The sequence below is a fragment of the [Bacillus] enclensis genome, from assembly GCF_001456935.1.
Classification (GTDB): domain Bacteria; phylum Bacillota; class Bacilli; order Bacillales; family Bacillaceae_B; genus Rossellomorea; species Rossellomorea enclensis.
Window position 1 is genome coordinate 937,082 of sequence record NZ_KQ758483.1, and the last position, 19,725, is coordinate 956,806.

The 19,725-nt window shown below is 45.6% G+C and carries 18 protein-coding genes; 4 read left to right on the plus strand and 14 right to left on the minus strand.

Translation table 11 applies throughout. From position 1 onward, the window contains the following. Window positions 1-116: 116 nt before the first annotated feature. On the minus strand, window positions 117-587 hold the full coding sequence (locus AS034_RS12320; protein WP_058298646.1) for a FixH family protein: 471 nt from the start codon (window positions 585-587) through the stop codon (window positions 117-119). Window positions 588-800: 213 nt separating this feature from the next. Between AS034_RS12320 and AS034_RS12325 the strand changes: the two genes are divergently transcribed. Genes AS034_RS12325 through AS034_RS12335 form a run of 3 tightly spaced genes read left to right on the plus strand, consistent with a single transcriptional unit; the run spans window position 801 to window position 3,494 of the window. Beyond that, window positions 801-1,478 carry a response regulator transcription factor gene (locus tag AS034_RS12325; RefSeq protein WP_058298647.1) on the plus strand — a complete coding sequence of 226 codons (678 nt, stop codon included), beginning with the start codon at window positions 801-803 and terminating at the stop codon, window positions 1,476-1,478. Next, the gene (locus AS034_RS12330) at window positions 1,475-2,890 is read left to right on the plus strand and encodes a sensor histidine kinase (protein ID WP_058298648.1); all 1,416 of its coding nucleotides are present in this window, start codon (window positions 1,475-1,477) and stop codon (window positions 2,888-2,890) included. The genes AS034_RS12325 and AS034_RS12330 overlap by 4 nt, the downstream gene beginning before the upstream one ends. A gap of 43 nt (window positions 2,891-2,933) precedes the next feature. Next, window positions 2,934-3,494, plus strand: coding sequence for an SCO family protein (locus tag AS034_RS12335; RefSeq protein ID WP_058298649.1), 561 nt, complete (start codon window positions 2,934-2,936; stop codon window positions 3,492-3,494). A 96-nt stretch (window positions 3,495-3,590) separates the two neighbouring features. On the opposite strand, the gene AS034_RS12340 is transcribed toward AS034_RS12335, so the two are convergent. The 5 genes from AS034_RS12340 to rlmD all read right to left on the minus strand — a co-directional run bounded on the left by AS034_RS12340 (window position 3,591) and on the right by rlmD (window position 8,234). After that, on the minus strand, window positions 3,591-4,208 hold the full coding sequence (locus tag AS034_RS12340) for a peroxiredoxin (protein ID WP_176716094.1): 618 nt from the start codon (window positions 4,206-4,208) through the stop codon (window positions 3,591-3,593). A gap of 192 nt (window positions 4,209-4,400) precedes the next feature. Continuing rightward, the gene (locus tag AS034_RS12350; protein ID WP_032088368.1) at window positions 4,401-4,973 is read right to left on the minus strand and encodes a cysteine hydrolase family protein; all 573 of its coding nucleotides are present in this window, start codon (window positions 4,971-4,973) and stop codon (window positions 4,401-4,403) included. A gap of 171 nt (window positions 4,974-5,144) precedes the next feature. After that, window positions 5,145-6,077, minus strand: a complete 933-nt coding sequence (locus AS034_RS12355; RefSeq protein ID WP_058298652.1) for an NAD-dependent epimerase/dehydratase family protein — start codon at window positions 6,075-6,077, stop codon at window positions 5,145-5,147. A 48-nt stretch (window positions 6,078-6,125) separates the two neighbouring features. After that, window positions 6,126-6,695 carry a TetR/AcrR family transcriptional regulator gene (locus AS034_RS12360; RefSeq protein ID WP_032088366.1) on the minus strand — a complete coding sequence of 190 codons (570 nt, stop codon included), beginning with the start codon at window positions 6,693-6,695 and terminating at the stop codon, window positions 6,126-6,128. Between the two features lie 171 nt (window positions 6,696-6,866). After that, window positions 6,867-8,234 carry a 23S rRNA (uracil(1939)-C(5))-methyltransferase RlmD gene (gene rlmD, locus AS034_RS12365; RefSeq protein ID WP_141687716.1) on the minus strand — a complete coding sequence of 456 codons (1,368 nt, stop codon included), beginning with the start codon at window positions 8,232-8,234 and terminating at the stop codon, window positions 6,867-6,869. A gap of 206 nt (window positions 8,235-8,440) precedes the next feature. Between rlmD and AS034_RS12370 the strand changes: the two genes are divergently transcribed. Continuing rightward, window positions 8,441-10,228: a S9 family peptidase gene (locus AS034_RS12370; RefSeq protein ID WP_058298654.1), complete on the plus strand. Its 1,788-nt coding sequence runs from the start codon at window positions 8,441-8,443 to the stop codon at window positions 10,226-10,228. A 51-nt stretch (window positions 10,229-10,279) separates the two neighbouring features. On the opposite strand, the gene thiE is transcribed toward AS034_RS12370, so the two are convergent. The 8 genes from thiE to AS034_RS12410 form a co-directional block, all read right to left on the minus strand. Then, window positions 10,280-10,933 (minus strand): thiamine phosphate synthase, encoded by a 654-nt coding sequence (gene thiE / locus AS034_RS12375; RefSeq protein WP_058298655.1) that lies wholly within the window; start codon window positions 10,931-10,933, stop codon window positions 10,280-10,282. Continuing rightward, window positions 10,933-11,736: a bifunctional hydroxymethylpyrimidine kinase/phosphomethylpyrimidine kinase gene (thiD, locus tag AS034_RS12380; protein WP_058298656.1), complete on the minus strand. Its 804-nt coding sequence runs from the start codon at window positions 11,734-11,736 to the stop codon at window positions 10,933-10,935. The genes thiE and thiD overlap by 1 nt, the downstream gene beginning before the upstream one ends. Before the next feature lie 15 nt (window positions 11,737-11,751). Further along, window positions 11,752-12,546, minus strand: coding sequence for a hydroxyethylthiazole kinase (thiM, locus tag AS034_RS12385; protein WP_058298657.1), 795 nt, complete (start codon window positions 12,544-12,546; stop codon window positions 11,752-11,754). Between the two features lie 73 nt (window positions 12,547-12,619). After that, the gene (locus AS034_RS12390; RefSeq protein WP_058298658.1) at window positions 12,620-13,267 is read right to left on the minus strand and encodes a pentapeptide repeat-containing protein; all 648 of its coding nucleotides are present in this window, start codon (window positions 13,265-13,267) and stop codon (window positions 12,620-12,622) included. Between the two features lie 259 nt (window positions 13,268-13,526). Then, window positions 13,527-15,320 carry an L-lactate permease gene (locus tag AS034_RS12395; RefSeq protein ID WP_058298659.1) on the minus strand — a complete coding sequence of 598 codons (1,794 nt, stop codon included), beginning with the start codon at window positions 15,318-15,320 and terminating at the stop codon, window positions 13,527-13,529. A gap of 226 nt (window positions 15,321-15,546) precedes the next feature. Beyond that, a complete protein-coding gene (locus AS034_RS12400) occupies window positions 15,547-16,329 on the minus strand; it encodes an IclR family transcriptional regulator (RefSeq protein ID WP_058298660.1) in 783 nt (260 codons plus the stop codon). Window positions 16,330-16,390: 61 nt separating this feature from the next. Continuing rightward, complete coding sequence (locus AS034_RS12405) at window positions 16,391-17,170, minus strand: fumarylacetoacetate hydrolase family protein (RefSeq protein WP_058298661.1); 780 nt, start codon at window positions 17,168-17,170, stop codon at window positions 16,391-16,393. A 233-nt stretch (window positions 17,171-17,403) separates the two neighbouring features. After that, on the minus strand, window positions 17,404-19,584 hold the full coding sequence (locus AS034_RS12410) for a malate synthase G (protein WP_058298662.1): 2,181 nt from the start codon (window positions 19,582-19,584) through the stop codon (window positions 17,404-17,406). Between the last annotated feature and the right edge of the window lie 141 nt (window positions 19,585-19,725).

Consider the following 19,725-nt stretch of genomic DNA (forward strand, 5'->3'; position numbering starts at 1 on the left):
GGGACACTTAACCACTGTACGGACGGGAAGGGCCTCGATTATGAGATAAATAAAAAATAGCTTCAATGATCCGCTACCGGACCCATTGAAGCTATTACTTTTTAAATGATAGAGAATTAATGCTGATGACCATCCTCATCGTGATCATGGTCAAGCGATTCCTCGAATGCATTCAGCTCTTCTTCCGAGACATCCCCTGCAAGGATATGACGGATAGGCATGACATGCATGTCTCTTGCAGTCACATGGGTTTGGACATAGTAGATGCCGTCCTCACTGAATGAAGTCTTGATTTTGTACGTCCCCTCTTTTACATGCTCACCCTTGAACATTTTGCTTTCGTCTTTATTGTGCCCTTTCCAAACCTCGAATTTCACTTCATCTGCGTTATCTACCGCTTCCTTGCCCTGTGTCACTCTCACTTCCAGAATCGTTGCTTCATTTAGAGCCACTTCTTCAGGTGCTGTAATATCTGCTTTTACTTGTTCAGGCAGCTTACTTTCTTTAACCTCTTTACTATTTTCTGAGCATGCTGATAAAAACAGTATGATTCCAAGCACGGATAGCAGCATGATAGACTTCTTCATATATTTACCCCCTACACTTTTTCATAGTTGTTACTTGGGAAATTGCTTCCCTTTCTTTTAGTTTAATAAAGAATTGTGAAGGAAAAATGAAATCTATTTCATTTTTTTCATCTCTGGGTATGGACTCACTATGTAACTCACAATTTCTTCACAAATCTATTGTATAATAAGGTCCGATAGTAGTGAAAAGAAATAACAGGAGGTCATATAGTTATGAGCATGACAATCATGGTCATAGATGATGAAGAGGAGATGCGAAAATTAGTCAGCACCTTTCTGTTGAACGAAGGATATAAAATTGCAGAAGCAACCAACGGGATTGATGCCCTTCAACAAATACACCGCCGGTCCCCCGATCTTATTTTAATAGACGTGATGATGCCTTATATGGATGGTTTTTCTTTTGCAGAAAAATTGAAGGAAACACATGATATACCTCTCATATTCTTGACGGCGAAGGGTGAAGAATGGGATAAAATACACGGACTTCGCTTGGGTGGCGATGATTATATCGTAAAACCTTTTCATCCTGGAGAGTTGATGGCCAGAATCGAATCGGTCTTAAGAAGATCAAAAGCTGCATCCAAACAAGCTTCTTCCTTTAAAGCGGGTCCGCTTAAGATCCTCGTGGAGGCTCATTCTGCTTTTATACATGATAAACCGATATCATTAACCTTGAAGGAATTCGAATTACTGTTGTTATTGATGAAAAATCAAGGAAAGCTCTTCACCCGCGACCAGCTCCTCTATTTGATATGGGGGGATCATTATACAGGAAGTGAGCGTACAGTCGATACACATATCAAAACCTTACGCCTGAAACTGAAGGACGAAGGGAAATTGATTCAAACTGTATGGGGGAAAGGATACAAGTTAGAGGTGCCAAGTTGAAAAAAAGAAGCCGCTCATTGAGTCAAAAAGTATTTCTGCTCATTATTGGGAGTATCGGTGCAACCATCCTTTTTTCCTTTTTCTTCCTCCATTTTCTTTATAAAGATCTTTACCTGAAGAGCATAAGGGAATCCGTAATGCATCAGGGGGAAAATACGGCAGCCCACTATCACTACGGTGTCTTGAATAAGGAAATCATTGATAAAATCCACTGGTTCAATATTGTGTCTGAGTATGAGGTCATTGTGGTGAATGACTTTGACGAGCTAAACGAACATTTTCCGTATAAAGTTGGCGGCAAACCGCTCCTTGAAAGCTCTGAACGTTCTGAACTGACTAAAGGGGATTCCATTCTCAAAGAAGGATACGTTAAAAGCTTTGATCGTGATATCGTGAGTGCCGTCTTTCCCATTCAAGGAGAAAACGGCTTGATCGGGCTGGTGTTTATTTATGTCCCGCTTGAAGCAATGCAGGAAGTCTTTCAAGCCAGTATGCCGATTTTGATAGTGTCAGGCGGCATCTATTTTATCCTTCTCTTTCTGGTGGTCAATCGAATACGACAGTCCATGTTTAAGCCCCTGGACGATATGCAGACCATGTCCCGGGAAGTGGCAAAAGGCAATTATTCGCACCGGCTTGCTCCTTCAGAATATGAGGAAGTCGGGCAGCTTGCACATGCCTTCAATATTATGAGCTCTTCATTGGAAGAACAAGAAGCAAGGAAAAAAGAATTCATATCCAATGTTGTACATGAGCTGAGAACTCCACTGACTTATATCAATGGTTATACAGAAGCTCTCAAGCAAGCCATGTATTCCTCCAAAGAAGAAGCGGACAATTATTTGACGACCATACAGCGTGAAACAGACCGGCTTAATCAAATTGTCCATGACTTGATCGATTTAAACTACCTGGAAGAAAGCTTGTATGTTATCGATAAAGAGCCGATAGCAGTAGCCCAGATCCTTTATGATACCCTCAATCTATTTCAAATCCGTTTATCACAAAAACACCTGCAAACAGATCTGAACATAGATGAGGATTTGATCATCGCCGGGGATCCGAAAAGGATGCAGCAAGTATTCTATAATGTTATAGATAACGCAGTGAAATACTCGCCTGAAAAAGAAATGATTTCCGTTAAGCTGGTACAAAAGGATGAGTGCATGGTCTTTGTGGTCACCAATCAGGGTTTCACCATCAGCGAAGAGGATATTCCCAGACTTGGTGAACGATTTTTCAGGACAGACAAGGCGCGAAGCAGGTCCACCGGAGGGACCGGGCTGGGTCTTTCCATCGTGAGGCAAATTGTTTCTCTTCATGATGGAACATTTTCAGTAGACAGTACGAATGAAAAAGGTACGGAGGTTTCTGTAGCGATCAATTTGATGGAGGAAACATTCAAAGAATGAACGAAAGCACCTCCCCGTCAGCCTAATTGAAAAGAGGAATAAAATGAGTAAGCTGATCTTCCCCCTTCTGTTTTTATTAACTGGGATACTTACGGGATGTGGTATTGATGAGGAAAAAGAATATCAAATGCAAGAATTCTCGTTCACTGATCAAAATGGTCAATCTTTTGGAAGCGAGGATCTTAAGGGGAAAATATGGGTTGCAGATTTCATTTTCACGAACTGCGATACTGTCTGCCCTCCGATGATTGCCAGTATGGCTGCGCTGCAAGATGAAATGAAAACCAAGGGGATTGAAATACAATTCGTTTCATTCAGCGCAGATCCCGAAATCGATACACCGGAAAAATTGAAAGAGTTTGTGAAAAAATTCAATGGAGATGAAAAGAACTGGCATCTTGTGACGGGCTATACACAGTCAGAAATCAAGATGTTTGCCAGGGAAGAATTCCAGACACTCATCCAGAAGCCGGAATCAGCTGACCAGGTCATCCATTCCACCAGTTTTTATGTCATCGACCAGTATGGCCGAATAACGAACAGCTTTGGCTTTCAGAAAAGTCACTTCGAAGAAATCGTGCAGGAAGCCGGGAAGCTGCAATGATAGTGGTTCGATGAATCGTTGCTCGTCCCAACCAGCGGGAAGTTTTGCCTGCCTCCAGGGTGTACACCTTTTCTACCCGGTTAGGCAGGCATTTCTTCATATTTTTCCGATGTTTTTTGGATCTCTACTGATCCCGGGTTGACCCGGCACCCAATTGGCAGGCACCCCTTTACCGATCCTTCGGTTGTACTGCAAACCCTCGATTATCCTTAAAATTTCGTAGACATTTCGACCGACTTCCAAAGGATTCACTAATTTAGTAACAATCATCCCTTCTGGATTGATGATGATGGTTGCTCTCAATGTAGCCCCTGTTTTTTCATTAAGAACCCGATACGTCTTACTGATTTGATGTGTCCGATCACTTAAAAGCGGAAACATCACTTGTGAAGCTGATGGAGAAACCTCTGTAAACACTTTATGGGAGTATACACTGTCGGTGCTAATGGCAAGTACATCAGTATTAAGTAATTTCAGTTGTTCATGGATAGCAGCGACCGCTGCCAGTTCTGTCGGTCAGACGAAGGTAAAATCACTTCCATAAAAAAACAGGATCACCCATTTTCCGCGGTAGTTTTCCAGACTAACCTCTTTAATCTTTTTATCGGCATTATCATAGGCTTCGGCCGTAAATAAAGGAGCTTCATCTGTTGTTTGTGCACAAAACGGAAGGGTGCATCCTGATGGATCATCCTCTCTTCTATTAAATTCCATGCTCTCACCTCCAGTCCCTTTACAAGAAGTTCAGATTTTACTGATTAAACAGAAGGCACTTTCATTCGCATCTTCCATTTATTACTTTCGTTGATTAGTGTATGCGTGATTTTTTGTCCAGTTGAGAACATAAAAAAAGGCAGCCGCCCCCGGCTGTGTTATGGTATCAACACAGTGAGGGACAGGCACCTATCACATTCCATATTCTTTTCTAAAATCATCATGATTAGGTTTAAATACATCTTCATTTGAATGTCTCACGACCGAGAAATGATCAACGTTATAGTGACCATGAAGTGCTTTATTATGATGCTTGATGATCTGTTCACCGCTCAAATCGGATGAATCCTTTGTGGAATGGCCATCCTCCACCAGGGTCACGTCCATTCCGCTGACTGTTGCGTACCTAACGGCTGTATCAATGCAATGCTCGGTTTGACATCCCATCACCACCACATGGTCAACTGCATTTTCTTTTAAATAACTCAGCAGCGGTGTGCCATAAAACGAATTGGTCGCAGACTTGTCAAAGGTGACAGCACCCTCAGGAACCTCGATTCCGCTGTGCACCTGGAAACCGGTTCCCTTACCTTCGGCGACATCCCTGTCCCGGATGAAGACAAGACTTGCACCCGCCTCTGCTGCCTTCCCGATGACGAGATTGATTGCCTCAATCAGTTTCTCTTTTTGAACCACGGGCTGTTCCTTTTCGTTTCCCTCAATTAATTCCTGTTGAGCGTCAATGACGAGCAGTGCCTGCTTCAATATAAATTCCCCCCTCAGTGTAAGTCTTCTACTCAATGATTTTTCTTGAAATTCCCCCTATGAGCACTATGTTATTATTCGACATGTGAGAAGAAGAATCCTTTTGGAATGATTCAACAGACAAATACCCCGGGAACTCCCAAGCCCCGCCAAACTCGCCGCCTCTGTGTTCTATGCCTTCATGAACGCAATCGTTTCCTCAATTCCCTTTTCATAAGAAGTCCCCTTCAATTCCCCCATTAACATTTCTATTTTTTCTCCTGAAAGAATGGTAGGTTCAGAGTTTATATATTGCATCTCGATGGCTTCGCGCATACTTTTTCCAGCGAAGAGGGCGAATATCGCGAACATCGGTTTTGTGATGAAATAGAGCTGCTTCTCTGCTCCGAGTTGTTTTTTCAGAAGCTTCTCCAGATCATATCCGCTTATTGGTGCAACGGCTGGAACATTCCATCTATGTCCATATGCTTCCGGTCTGCATGCCAATTCCACCATCACCTTTGCACCGTCCTTTGTATAAATGAATTCTCGTGATACATTCCCCGGGCCTACGAATCCTGCCTTCTTCTTTTTTATGATTTGCTCCAATGTATAGTGAATGTATGTGTTGGTGGCGTTAGGGCCATAGAAGTCCGGAAAATGACAAACGAACGCCGGAACAGATGAGGTCTTGATCATATTTTCCATTTCCAATCGCAGCCTTCCTTTTCGCGTATGAGGATTCTTTACTGTATTCTCCGCCAGTTTATTGCCTGCACTTTTTCCATAAGCATATATATTGTCCACTACTGCAAGTTTGGCGTTATTTCTTTCAGCTGCCATGATCACGTTTTGCGTGATGACCGCCAACTTATCTTTCCAATCCTGATATGGAATGTTCATTGCATGGAAAATGACATCACAGTCCTTCCCTGCCTCGATAATCTGCTCTTTCACTTCCGCATCCCCAGTGTGGATTTCAATAAGGTCTATTGCGCCGAACAATCTGTGTAACTTTTCTTTCCCCCGTGCAAATGCAACCACTTGGATTCCCCGGTCGACCAACTCATTGACGAGCGCGTACCCCATTCCTCCAGATGCACCGACTACCATTGCCTTTTTCATCTTAAATCCCCCTTTAATTAACCACTGGTCAAATAATCTCAAAAAATTTCATCCTATGGATTTCAGGATAAAATTCACATGGAAATGTGCCAGGTTCTCCACATCTTCATATGTTTCATCACAATGGCAGTAATGACTGACAAAACCGTGCAGAGACAGGAAAACCGACCATGTTTGCTGGATGGTGATCTTTCTCCCGCTTAGCTCGATAAGCGACCGTGCAAATTTTTCATAGGATTCATTCGGTCCGTTATTCACGTAGCTTTTGACTTCTTCATCAGCAAGCAGGAACATCATTTCATATTGGCTTTTGTGGCTCAATCCGAAGCGGATGAATGCCAGCAGGACCTCCCTCAATTTACTTTCTGCTTCCAATTCCTGCTTCATCACTTCATCCAGCCACTGATTGAGAAGTTTAAAATCCGTTTCGATCATGGCATAAAATAGTTCTGCTTTATTTTTAAAATGGTAATAAATCGATCCGTGGCTGTATCCCAGGGCCGCTGCAATCTGCCTCATCGATACCTGTTGATATCCTTTTGTCCGGAAAAGCTCTCTCGCCGCTTTCATTACCATTTCTTTTGTGAGTTCATGTTTTACTGCTTTTCTGGGTGCCATTTTGTACCTCTTCCTTTTTATTGACCAGTGTTTAATTAAACTATATTCCATTACCAACTGTTAAGTCAAGAATATTTTTCCAGCACCTTTCAAGATCTTTTAACTCACATAAAAGAAGGCACGTCCCAGACTGCTTTAAAGCGTTAGCGCAGTCTGGGACGTGCCTTACGATTATTTGTTCAATGTCAATGTAGCGACGCATTCCACATGAACGGTATGCGGGAAAAGATCCACTGGCTGAACTGCATCAAGCGTGTAACCGAATGGTTCCAGTTCCTTGATATCCGTCGCGAATGTATCTGGATTGCATGATACGTAAACGATCCGTTCCGGCTGGGAGCGTCCAATTCTTCTCATGACTTTCCCTCCTGCACCTGAGCGAGGCGGATCAAGCATCAATAATTCCGGATGTCCGAAGCTTTCGAGCACCTGATCGATCCCTTTACGTGCATCCTTCGCAAGGAAGTACGTGTTGGTGATTCCGTTATCCTCGGCATTGCGCTTGGCGGACTCGATCGAGCTTTCGACGATTTCAATGCCGGCAAGCTCTCCCACCCTGTTTGCGAACGGCAGGGAGAAAGTACCGACACCGCAGAAGAGGTCGATCATTTTTTCCGACTTTTTCGGCTGGCTCATTTCTACCGCCAAGTCAACGAGTTTCTGGGCCTGCACCGGGTTCGTCTGGAAGAACGTATCGAACCACAGGCGGAAACGGTATCCATCCATTTCGTCAATGATGTAATCGCGGCCGGCAAGCAGATGAATCTTCTCAGCCTGTGTGCGGTCAGCCCAGTCGGTGTTTTCCATCCACAGCAGACTTTTCACATGCGGGAACTTCTTCTCGACACGGGCTTTCAGGTCGTCCACTGCAGATTGAAGTTCACCCTCAGGGCCCTTCGTCGAAAATACGGCAAGCATCAACTCACCTGTTGCAAACGACTGACGCACCATTAAATGGCGAAGCAGTCCTTCGTGGGTATCTTTGTTGTACCCTCCCAACTCATGATCCTTCACCCAGCCAGCCACTTCCATTGCGGCTTCCACCATCTGTTCGCTGGCGATCAGACAGGTTTCGAGTGAAATGACTTTGCGGAAATTCCCCTGTTCATGAAGACCCATCGAGCCGTCAGGAGCAAAAGTGAACTCCATCTTGTTACGGTACTGCCATGGTTCATCCATTCCGATCGTGTCACGGACAAGAGCAGGGTCAAAGCCCTCCGCTTCGATTGCATCCCTCACATGTTTCGTCTTTTCCTTCAGCTGACCTTTGTATGTCCAGTGCTGCCATACGCAGCCCCCGCAGCGTTCAAAGTGCGGGCAGGGAGCTTCGGTACGCTCTGGATGTGCCTCCACGATTTCGTCAGGCATCGTTTTTCTTCTTTTCTTCTCTGGATGATCAACAGTGACCCTCACTTTTTCACCAGGGAGCGTCTGCGGGACAATCAATCTTAATTTTTTTGGATTCCCGAGTTCATTCTCACGCCAAACTTCGGCTTGGCCAGAACCCTTTTTATCCAATCCATGTATTGAAACAACCATTTCTTCGTTGGTAGTAGGCAATTCCTGAACCTCCTTGTACATACTGTCTAACTTAATACTTTATAAAAATTGAAGTGTGAATGCAACCTTTTTTTCAGTGAATTAACAAGGTTGGAATGGGAACCCGGTAAGAGTTCAGGACTCACGGAAAATTAATGATTGAATGTGAATACAGCAAGTGGAATAATATGGTTATAATATGATTTATGGAGGAATGTCTTATTCTTTTACAAAAGCCTGAAGTTGAACAGTACTTCCACACGGTCGAGATCGGCACATTCAGTGTTAGTAAGGATGAAAAAAAATTGGTGTTCAGTACCAATCTGTCAGGTAAATATAATCTATGGGCAATGGATTTGCCAAATAACTTTCCCTATCAGCTGACAGCAATTAATCAGAGCAGCAGTTTCATTCATATCCATGAAGAGGAGCATCTGATTACTGCTGCATTTGAACATGATGGAGATGAAAATTACCAGCTGCATCATCTGCCGCTTTCAGGAGGAAAGCCCGTTCCTTTCAACAAGGACGAGAACATGTCAGCCTGCTATAATGCGTGTACCTTTAATCATGAAATTTACTACTCTTCTAATCATGAAAATCCTTTGTTGAATATTTATAGATTCGATTTGAAAACCAACAGAAAAGAACTCCTTCAATCAGGAAAGGAAGCACCTATTGTCGTGGCAGCCGTTTCTCCAAATGGCTCTGACTATGTTTTCACTGAAACCTATACAAATACCCACGCAGTGGGTTTCTATCAAGCTGATGATAAAAAAATCCCCCTCGTCCCGGACCCATCCTCTCCGCATATAATCAGGGACGTACGGTTTGCAGATGAGGACACAATTTATTTCCTGACAAACTATCAGGAAGAATTCTCTTATCTGGCATCTTTCACTCTCTCAACAAATGAATTCCGGCAAGTGTTGAAGTTGAAAAATGAAGAAATAAAAATGTTGACTTCGAATGGGAACACCTTTTATTTAGCAAGTGAAAAAGGTGTAAAGGACCACCTTTATCAATTCGAGACCACGACCGGTGATCTGGCATCGATTGATTTACCTTGTGATATTCTGAAAAAAATCGACGCGTCCTCAAGCGGGACATTGTATGCCCTCGCCATGTCATCACACAGGATTGATAATATTTTTAAACGGGAAGCAGATGGAGAGTGGCTTATGCTTACAAATAACAAAGCATTGGGAATCTATGATCGAAACATGATCAAGCCTGAAGTCATCCGTTACCCTTCCTATGATGGTCTGTCGATTGAAGCGCTCCTTTTCAAGCCTGACCAGGATCATGTTGTGAAAGGGACAATACTCTGGCTTCACGGGGGACCGCAACAAGCTGAAAGGATGAAATACCGCCCTCTTATTCAGTATCTTGTACAAAGCGGATACACTATTTTCGCCCCGAATTTCAGGGGAAGCACAGGATATGGTGCAACATTTCAAAAGATGGTCGAAAAGGATTGGGGCGGTGGTCCAAGACTTGACTGTGTTGCCGGGATGGAGTGGCTGATTGAGAACGGCCATGCAAGTAAAGGGAATATCTCAGTTATGGGCGGCAGTTACGGCGGATATTTGAGTCTGCTCCTGGCTGGAAGACATAATGAGTATTTATGCGCTGTCATTGATATTTTCGGTATTTCCAACCTTCTTACTTTCGTTGAGAATGTGCCTTCGAGCTGGCGGACACTCATGAATCAAATGGTAGGAAATCCAGAAGAGGACTACGATAAACTGGTTGCCGCCTCCCCGATTACATATGTGGATCAGATGAGTAAACCAATGTTCATTTTGCATGGAAAAAATGATCCAAGGGTCAAAACGGAAGAATCTGAGCGAATCGTAGGAAAAATGAAAGAGAAAGGAATAAGCGCAGAGTATCTTCTTTTTGAAGATGAAGGTCACGGATTTTCCAAAAAGAAAAATGAAATGGAAGCCAATAAGCGGATCAGGCTTTTCTTGGACCGTATTTATAAATAAGGATGTAGGAGCCCTTCACTGCCTGCGGGCGATGAAGGGCTTTCTTTTACACTATAGAACGGCTCTCTTTAAATCAATTGCGGCTTTTCTTACGTCAGCAGCCGCTGCAATGGCTGATATCAATGATACTCCGTTTGCGCCGGCCTGAATGACTGCCCTGGCATTTCTAGCATTGATGCCTCCTATTCCCACAATCGGTACGGTGATCCCGTTTTTACGGAAGTTTTCTATGATCGACAGTCCGCTGACAGCCCCTGCATCATCTTTTGAAATCGTCGGGTAAATCGGCCCGAGACCAAGGTAATCGGCACCGTCTTCAATGGCTTTCTCAGCTTCTTCAATGGTATGTGCCGATACACCTATTATCTTATCACCAGCCTTTTCACGTACAAAGTCTGCAGCCAGATCCTCCTGTCCGACATGGATGCCATCTGCATCCAACTCGAGAGCCAGGTCAACATCGTCATTCACGATAAAGGGGATGTCTGCATCTTTGCAGACTCGGAAAAGTTTTTCGGCCAGTTTGGTCTTTTCAAGTCCTTCCAAGGCACCCGGACCTTTTTCCCTATATTGAAAGAGTGTGATGCCTCCTTCGATAGCCTGCTCGAGGACATGGACAGGGTCTGCTTTGCAATTTGTGCTCCCCATGATGAAGTAAAGCTGAAGAAGCTCTTCAATCGCAGATTTATCCCGATGATTAGTCATTACTTCTCCCCCCTTTTATTGTAAGCCCAATGGTTGGTCGGTCCGTGTCCCCCGCCGATTCCCAGCCCATCCTCTATTGCAGCACGGATGAATTCCTTCGCAGTCAGGACCGCATCCCTCATCGACATGCCATTTGCAAGCTGTGCCGTAATCGCTGCAGAAAAGGTGCATCCGGTCCCGTGTGTATGAAGGGTTTCGATGCGGGGCGACATGAGCTCTTCGCAGGTTGTACCATCAAAGAATAAGTCAATAACTTCTTTATCATCTGCGTGGCCACCCTTGATGACGACGGCTTTAGCTCCCATACCCATCAACTGTTTTGCAGCTTTTCTACGGTCATCCAAGGAAGAGATTTTCATCTCCGTCAGTACTTCTGCTTCAGGGATATTCGGTGTAATCACCGATGTCAGCGGAAGCAGTTTTTCCTTGAGGGCACGGATCGCTTCATCCTGCAGAAGCTTTGCCCCGCCTTTTGCAATCATAACGGGATCGACGACAATATTTTCCCATCCGTAATGATGAATACGCTCACTCACCGCTTCAATTACCTCACCGGAAAAAAGCATGCCTGTTTTGAGTGCGTCCGTTCCCAGGTCCTCCCCGATTGCGTCAATCTGTTGTACGATTCCTTCAATGCTTACAGGGTACACTCCATGGACGCCCAGCGTATTTTGTGCTGTTACAGCGGTAATGGCAGACATGCCGTATGCCCCGAGTTCCTGAAACGTCTTCAGGTCCGCTTGGATGCCGGCCCCGCCTCCGCTGTCCGATCCTGCTATCGTAAGTGCTTTACTTATAGTCAAAGTTCATCCCTGCCTTTACTCTTTGGTAGTCTTGATCTTAGCATATACTTCGTCTTCTTTACTAATCTTTGAAAGCTGATTTAGGAATTCGATTTGAAAGCTGCCCGGACCTTTATATGCCGTCGTTGCTGCCGCTTTCTCAGCCGCAATCCCGTAGGCTGAAACGGCAGTGCCCGCAGCTTTCACACTATCTTGTTCGAGCGCGCAATAGGCTGCGATAACAGACGATAACAGACAGCCGGTTCCGGTTACCTTGGTTAACAATTCATGACCGTTTTCCACAATATGTGTTCTATCTCCATCGGTGATGACATCCTCCTTGCCCGTGATCACCACAGTGCACCCGAATAGGTGTGCAGCTTTATTAGCAAGTTCAACGATGCTTCCATCCCCTGACCCGGCATCGACCCCTTTAATTTCCCATTTTTCACCTGTAATGGCGGCAACTTCGGCAGCATTGCCCCTTATTATTGATATCTTAACTTCATTCAGGATTTTTCTGGACATCTCTGTGCGAAACGGAGTGGCCCCCGCTCCGACAGGGTCGAATACAACGGGGATCCTTTGTTCGTTTGCCGCTTTTCCCGCCAGGATCATCGACTCCACTTCGGTCTCCGACAGCGTGCCGATGTTCAGAACGAGCGCTCCCGAAATCCTTGCCATGTCAGCTGCCTCTTCCTTTGCATAGGCCATAACCGGAGAAGCTCCGATTGCCAGCAGCCCGTTCGCTGTGAAATTTGTTACCACCACATTCGTCATATTATGTATAAGCGGATTCTTCTCCCTTACTTCATTCACCAGTTGAAACAAATTCGTTTCCCTCCTTGGTTGCGTTTTAATGCTTTCATTTTAACAGGGGGCGTTCAGAGCTGTCACTTAAGGGCTATTCCTTGACCATCAAGCCGAAAACCGGTGCAAACGCAACCGCTTGCTGGGGTGAAATAATGCAGCCCTTGAGATTTTCTGCTTCGACCCTTATTCGTTCAAAGAAGCTCGAGCTGATATCGATCCCTTTAAGATTGGTCACGGTAAAATCGATATCATTTAAATCACATTGATCAAATGTTACATCTTCTAAACGGCAATCAAAGAAATTGGCACTGTGCAAAGTGCACTTTTCAAACAGCACCTTCTTTACTTTTGCATCAATGAAGCTGCTGATATTCAGGATGCAATTTTCAAACGTGACATTCTTTAGGTTTGCCTGGGATAAATCAAGTCCAAGCAGCTTGCAATCCTTGAAATGGACCCTGTGTATGATTCCTTCTTCAAAACGGGTATTTGACAAATCACAGTTTTCAATCACAGTATCAGTGACATCGGCCCTTCTGAAAGACGAGTTTAAAAGCCGCACACCTTTTAATGATACCCTCGTAAGGTCGAGCTTTTCCAGTTCTTCCCCTTCTACAAATGCATGCTTGATTTCGCAGTCTTTTAACATCGGATCTTCATCATAATAGACATCCTCGAATTGGGCAGGTTCGAGATTTGATTGTATTTTCGGTTTCTCTATTTTAAAATTTTTCGGCATACAACATCACATTCCTTTCAATATCCTTACGGGAGATTAATTTCAGTTTAGTAGATAATAAAACCAAATGTAAGTCTTTTAATTGCACGGGGCGTCTGCTACCCGACTGCAGGTTTGAAGACCGGCCCATGGTCTCAAAGGGTTAATATCATCCTGAAAAAGCTATGAGGCAGGAGGTGCTGTACGAAAAAACACCGACCGTTATACCGGCCGGTGGGTTAATTTCTCTATTCATATTGTCTGGGATATGGCTTGTCTCTTAACCCTGTTTTACTTTCGGACCGCCAATGTTCTTGGTGATGAGAAGACTGGTGCGCTTGTTGTTGGTTGCGATAACGTAGATGGCTGCCATTGCAATGAGTGCAACGATGAAACTGCCGAGATTGAAGATTCCTTTTTGAGAGTACCATACAATTGAATATCCGAGTGAGCCTGCAAACAGTGCATAATATGCAAATGGAAGCAGCGTTTTTCGAATGACTGCCCCTTCTTTTCCTACTAAACCGACAACCGCTGAAGCCGCCACAACGTTATGGACGCAGATCATATTGCCTGCAGCTCCTCCGACTGCCTGCAGGGCTACGATCCAGCTTGCGTCAACACCCATCTGCGACCCGACATTGTATTGGAATAGCGAGAACATCATGTTACTTACAGTGTTGCTGCCGGCGATGAAAGCACCTATCCCTCCGATGAAAGTCGAGAAGAACGGCCAGTAATCACCGGCAATCGCTGCAACGCCGTTCGCAAGTTCGATCGGCATCTTTTCAAAGCCGGCCGCTCCTCCCCCAGTGTTCAGGAACACCTGAACCATCGGGACCGTGAAGACGAGGGCAGTCGAGGCTGCAATCATCGTTTTCCCAGATTGTGCCCAGGCCCGCTTGTACGCTCTTCCGTTCATTCCATGAAGGAAGTAAGTGATCAAAGACACTGCGATGAAAATCGTGCCCGGTAAATACAGCGGCTGGAAGCTGGAGCTGATGTCCGTACCGAATAGATTTGGGAACGTGACCGTCCAGGATTGAAGCCACTCCAATAATGGAAGCGATTTCAATCTTGTCAATACTAAAAAGAGGCCGACCAGGATATAGGGTGCCCATGCACGGACCATGCTCATACTTCCGCTTTTATGTGCGATATCCTTGATTTCCAGTCTGCCGCTCCACTCTGAATCCCATTTGGACTTTTCTTCAAAATCCCATGCCTCTTCCTTCGGCGGCATCAGGAACCCTTTTCTAGCAGCAGTGATCACAATCGCAAGACCGACAAGCCCGCCGATCATAGATGGGAATTCAGGTCCGAGCACATTGGCGACGATCAGATAGGGAACCGTCATGGAAAAAGCTGCGAACAACGCGAATTTCCACACTTTGATTCCTTCAGAGAATGATTTGTTTTTCCCGAAGAATCTTGTCATCAGTGCGACGACAAATAACGGGACCAGTGTACCCGTCACCATATGGAGGAATGCCACTTTCGTACCGATATCCGTCACAAATGCAAGGAAATCGGTCGTAATTCCGGAATCGGCCGATAATCCAGACTGGACACCGACAAGAATCGGCGTACCGACTGCCCCGAATGAAACCGGTGTACTCTGAATCACCATGCCGGCCACAACAGCTGCCATCGCCGGGAATCCAAGACCCACCAATAACGGCACTGCCACAGCTGCAGGCGTCCCGAATCCTGCCGAACCTTCAATGAAAGACCCGAACAACCAGGCGATGATGATAACCTGCACTCTTCTGTCGGCTGATATGTCTGTGAAACCTTGACGGATCGTCTTGATTCCCCCGCTTTCCTGCAGTGTGTTCAATAACAGGATAGCCCCAAAGATGATGAAAAGCAGAGTCCCTGCAACAACCAGGCCGTTCACTGAGGCTGCCGCAACATTAGCTCCCGGAACTTTCCAGACAAATAAAGCAAGCCCTACTGCAATTATGTATGAAATGGGCATTGCTTTACTTGCCGGCCACCTAAGGCCTACCAGAAATATTCCGACTGCCAGGATGGGTAATAAAGATAAGATTGCCAACACACCAGTACTCATGAAACGTTTCCCCTTTCTGTTTTGTAATACCAAACACCGTTTCTAATACACCACATACTAAGCAACACTGTTATACAACCATTTCACTTTGTGTTATATAACATTACTAAACCCTAACTAAAATTATACATACATTATGTCCTGATACAACAACTTTTTAGAAAATTTATAATTTTTAAATAAAAAAGCTCTATTTTTCGTTTGTTCGAAAAAATAGAGCCTTTGCTTACGTGATTTGATTATGATGGACATGACCGAGACGCGCTGAAATCCGCTTGGCTATCTCAGGGACACGCTCTTTCAATTCTTCCAACCGCTGACCGGACATACGCATCGTCGGACCGGAGATGCTCACGGCCGCTACAACCTTCTCAAGGTGATCGAAGATGGGTGCAGCGATACAAGTGATCCCGTACTCATTCTCTTCAAGATCGAGGGCATAGCCCTTCTGTTTCACCCCGATCAATTCTTTTAAAAATCGATTTTTATCCGTGATCGTCTGATCGGTATGCATCGGCATGCCTTTACGATCAAGGATTTCGATAACATCATTCGTCGGCAAATGGGCAAGGATCGCTTTTCCGACTGATGTACAGTGCATCGGCGCCCTCTTTCCCACTTTTGAATGCATCCTGAGCACTTCATTGCCTTCAAGCTTTTCGATGTACACCACTTCACCCTGATCATATACGACGAGATGGATGACTTCATTCGTTTCTTCTTCAAGCTCCTGCAGGAAAGGCTTCGCTTCCTCGCGGAGATCGATCGATTCCAGGAGCTTAGAGCTGATCTCCAGGAATTTATACCCGAGCTTATAGCGTCCTGTGATCTCGTCCTGTTCAATGAATCCATATTGGACGAGGGTCGATAATATCCGGTAAACGGAGCTCTTATTGATGTCTATCTGATTTGCGATTTCCGTGACGCCCAAGCCGCCCTTTTTCATGCTGATAAGCTGGATGATGTCCAGTGCCCGGCTTACGGATTTGACCATGTTTTCTCTTTCCACAACCTTCACCCCTGATGACAAAACGTCTTACCTTCCATTATATCACAAGCGTGACGGGAGCTTACGATACCCCGACACCATGACCGACTGCTGAGAACGTATTCTTCAGTGTCCCGATCTCCTTGATTTCACATTCGATCACGTCCCCTGTCCCGACCATTTCAGCACCAATGGGACTTCCCGTTAAAATGACATCTCCCGGCTTCAAGGTCATCACCTTCGTCAGATAGGAAATCATCTCACGGATCGGCACAATCATCAGTGAAGTCGGACTGTTCTGCTTTTCTTCCCCGTTCAGCCTCGCTTCAACATTCACGGAGAATGGGTTCAGCTCGGTTTCAATTACCGGTCCGAGCGGCGTGAATGTGTCAAATGACTTCCCGATCGTCCAGTGCCCAGCCTCATGAAAGAATTGTGGTGCGGTGACATCGTTACCGATCGTATAGCCGAACACATAATCGAGGATCTCCTCCTCAGGAACATTCCTTGCTTCCTTTCCGATGACGACTGCCAGTTCCGATTCGAATTTTACAGAATCAATGTTTCCCGGTATGACGATGTGTTCATCCGGACCGATGACCGAAGAAACGGGTTTGAAGAAGAACACCGGGATGTCCGGTAATGAATCAGGCAGGTCTTCCTGTTTCGATACGAAGTTAGCGCCTATGCCGATGATCTGATTTGGCTTAAGCGGGGCGAGGTGCTTCACCTCATCCGCTTCATAAACTTTGCCTGTATATTCCCAGCCTGAAAAGATATCACCTGTGATTTGTTTAATGGTGCTGCCTTCGAGTACTCCGTGAGATACTGCATTCCCCTTCTGGAATCGAATGAATTTCATAGTGTGTCTCCTTTCGGTGAGTCTTTATTTATTATTGAAAATCCGCTTTTTATTATCGAATCCTTACAATCTATTATCAAAACCATCCTTCTTCCATCGGAAGACCAAAGATATAACCGAATTTGCCATTATATCATCGGATTGGCTCTCTAAAAAAAGTAGTATCGCAGCTTAGGAAGTACCGGTCCATCTTATAAAATGGGGCATTCAAGAAGAATGCCCCACTACACTCCCTATCCCTGTTTCACGCCATACTTCTCTTTCGCTTCGATCCGTCTCCGGTGGAGGATCGGTTCCGTATAGCCGTTTGGCTGTTCGTACCCTTTGAAGACAAGGTCGCAGGTAGCTTGGAAGGCGACAGATTGATCGTAATCTGCGGCCATCGGGCGATACTCAGGGTCGCCGGCATTTTGCTCGTCAACGACCTTCGCCATCCGCTTCAACGTTTCCATCACTTGTTCTTCGGTGCAGATGCCGTGGTGCAGCCAGTTGGCCATGTGCTGACTGGAGATACGCAGCGTGGCTCGGTCTTCCATCAGGCCGACATTGTTGATATCGGGCACCTTCGAGCAGCCCACACCATGTTCTACCCAGCGAACGACATATCCAAGGATTCCCTGCGCATTATTATCTAGTTCCTGCTGGATTTCCTCAGCAGACCAATCTTGAGATTCCGCAACAGGTATTGTCAAAATATCATCGCGCAGGTCAGAAGCTTCTTTCGCCAGCACATCCTGGACATCCTGCACGAATACTTCATGATAGTGAAGTGCGTGGAGCGTCGCAGCCGTTGGCGAAGGCACCCATGCCGTATTGGCTCCGGCTTTGAGATGACCGATTTTCTGCACCATCATTTCGGCCATCATATCAGGCATCGCCCACATCCCCTTGCCGATTTGGGCACGACCCTGAAATCCTGCAGCAAGTCCTGTCTGGACGTTCGATTGTTCATAACCCTTGAGCCATTTTGTTGCTTTCATATCATTCTTTCTGATCATCGGGCCCGCTTCCATCGAAGTATGCATTTCATCCCCCGTACGATCGAGGAATCCAGTGTTGATGAACACGATTCTTTCCTTTACCATTTTGATGCAGTTCTTCAGGTTAAGGGTGGTCCTGCGTTCTTCATCCATGACCCCGATCTTCAGTGTGTTACGTTCCAAGTCAAGCAGATCCTCTACCCGGTCGAACAGTTCATTAGCGAAAGCGACCTCCTCGGAGCCATGCATTTTTGGTTTTACAATATAGACCGAGCCCTTGGATGTATTTTGGTAGCTCCCCGTCCCGCGCAGCGTATGCTTTGCTATTAAACTCGTAATAACGGTATCAAGGATCCCTTCATGCACTTCCCGGCCGTCCTGGTCCAGGACCGCGCTGTTCGTCATAAGGTGTCCGACATTTCGGACAAACATCAGAGAGCGTCCGGAAAGAGTGAGATCTTTACCGCCGTGGGTCTTATACGACCGGTCTGAGTTCAGTGTTCGCGTCACCGTCTTCCCCGCTTTATCAAATACCGCTGCGAGATCCCCTTTCATGAGGCCAAGCCAGTTCCTGTAAACAAGTACCTTGTCCTCTGCGTCGACTGCCGCTACCGAGTCTTCACAGTCCATGATTGTGGTAATCGCTGATTCAAGGACAATATCCTTCACATTCGCATCATCTGACGCCCCGATCGGGTGCTTCTCGTCAAATTGGATTTCGATGTGAAGGCGGTTATTTTTCAGCAGGACGGCTGAAGGGCTTTCAGCTTCTCCCTGATAGCCGGCAAACTTGCTTTCGTCCTCTAATCCTGCTGTTTTTCCATTCATTAACGTTACAGCTAATCTGCCGTCAGCGATTTCATACTTCAACGCATGTTTGTGGGACGCGTCTTTCAAAGGAACGGCCTGATCCAAGAAGTTCCTTCCAAAGTCGATGACTTTCTCGCCCCGGACCGGATTGTACGCGCCTTGACGGCCGGCACCGTCCTCTTCACCGATCGCATCCGTCCCATAAAGGGCGTCATACAGACTTCCCCACCGGGCATTGGCAGCGTTGATGGCGTATCGTGCATTATTCACGGGTACGACCAGCTGAGGCCCGGCCTGGAGCGCGACTTCATCGTCGACGTTTTCAGTCGTCACGGTGAAGTCGTCCACTTCCGGTTCTAGATAGCCGAGTTCTTCAAGGAACGTTTTATAAGTGGCCAAATCGAATTCTTTGTTCTCTTTATGCCAATCGTGGAGTTTATCCTGGATTTCATCACGGCGGGCCAGCAGCGCTTTATTTTTTGGGGTGAGATCCTGCAGCAGTTCACCGAATTCCGGCCAGAAAGCTTCGCTGTCAAGTCCAGTACCGGGTAGGACTTCGGAATTAATAAACTCATACAATTGTTGATCTACCTGCAAGGATCCTGCTTTGACATAATTACTCATTGATCGATTCCTCCTATTTTGGCTCAGGGCGCTGTATTGATGCTGATGAAATAGATGCAATAACCTTTATAAGCCATTGATAAATTTAGTTGGTGTTTCTTATTAAGAAACACCGTTTCATAATTGTTATATCGATGATAC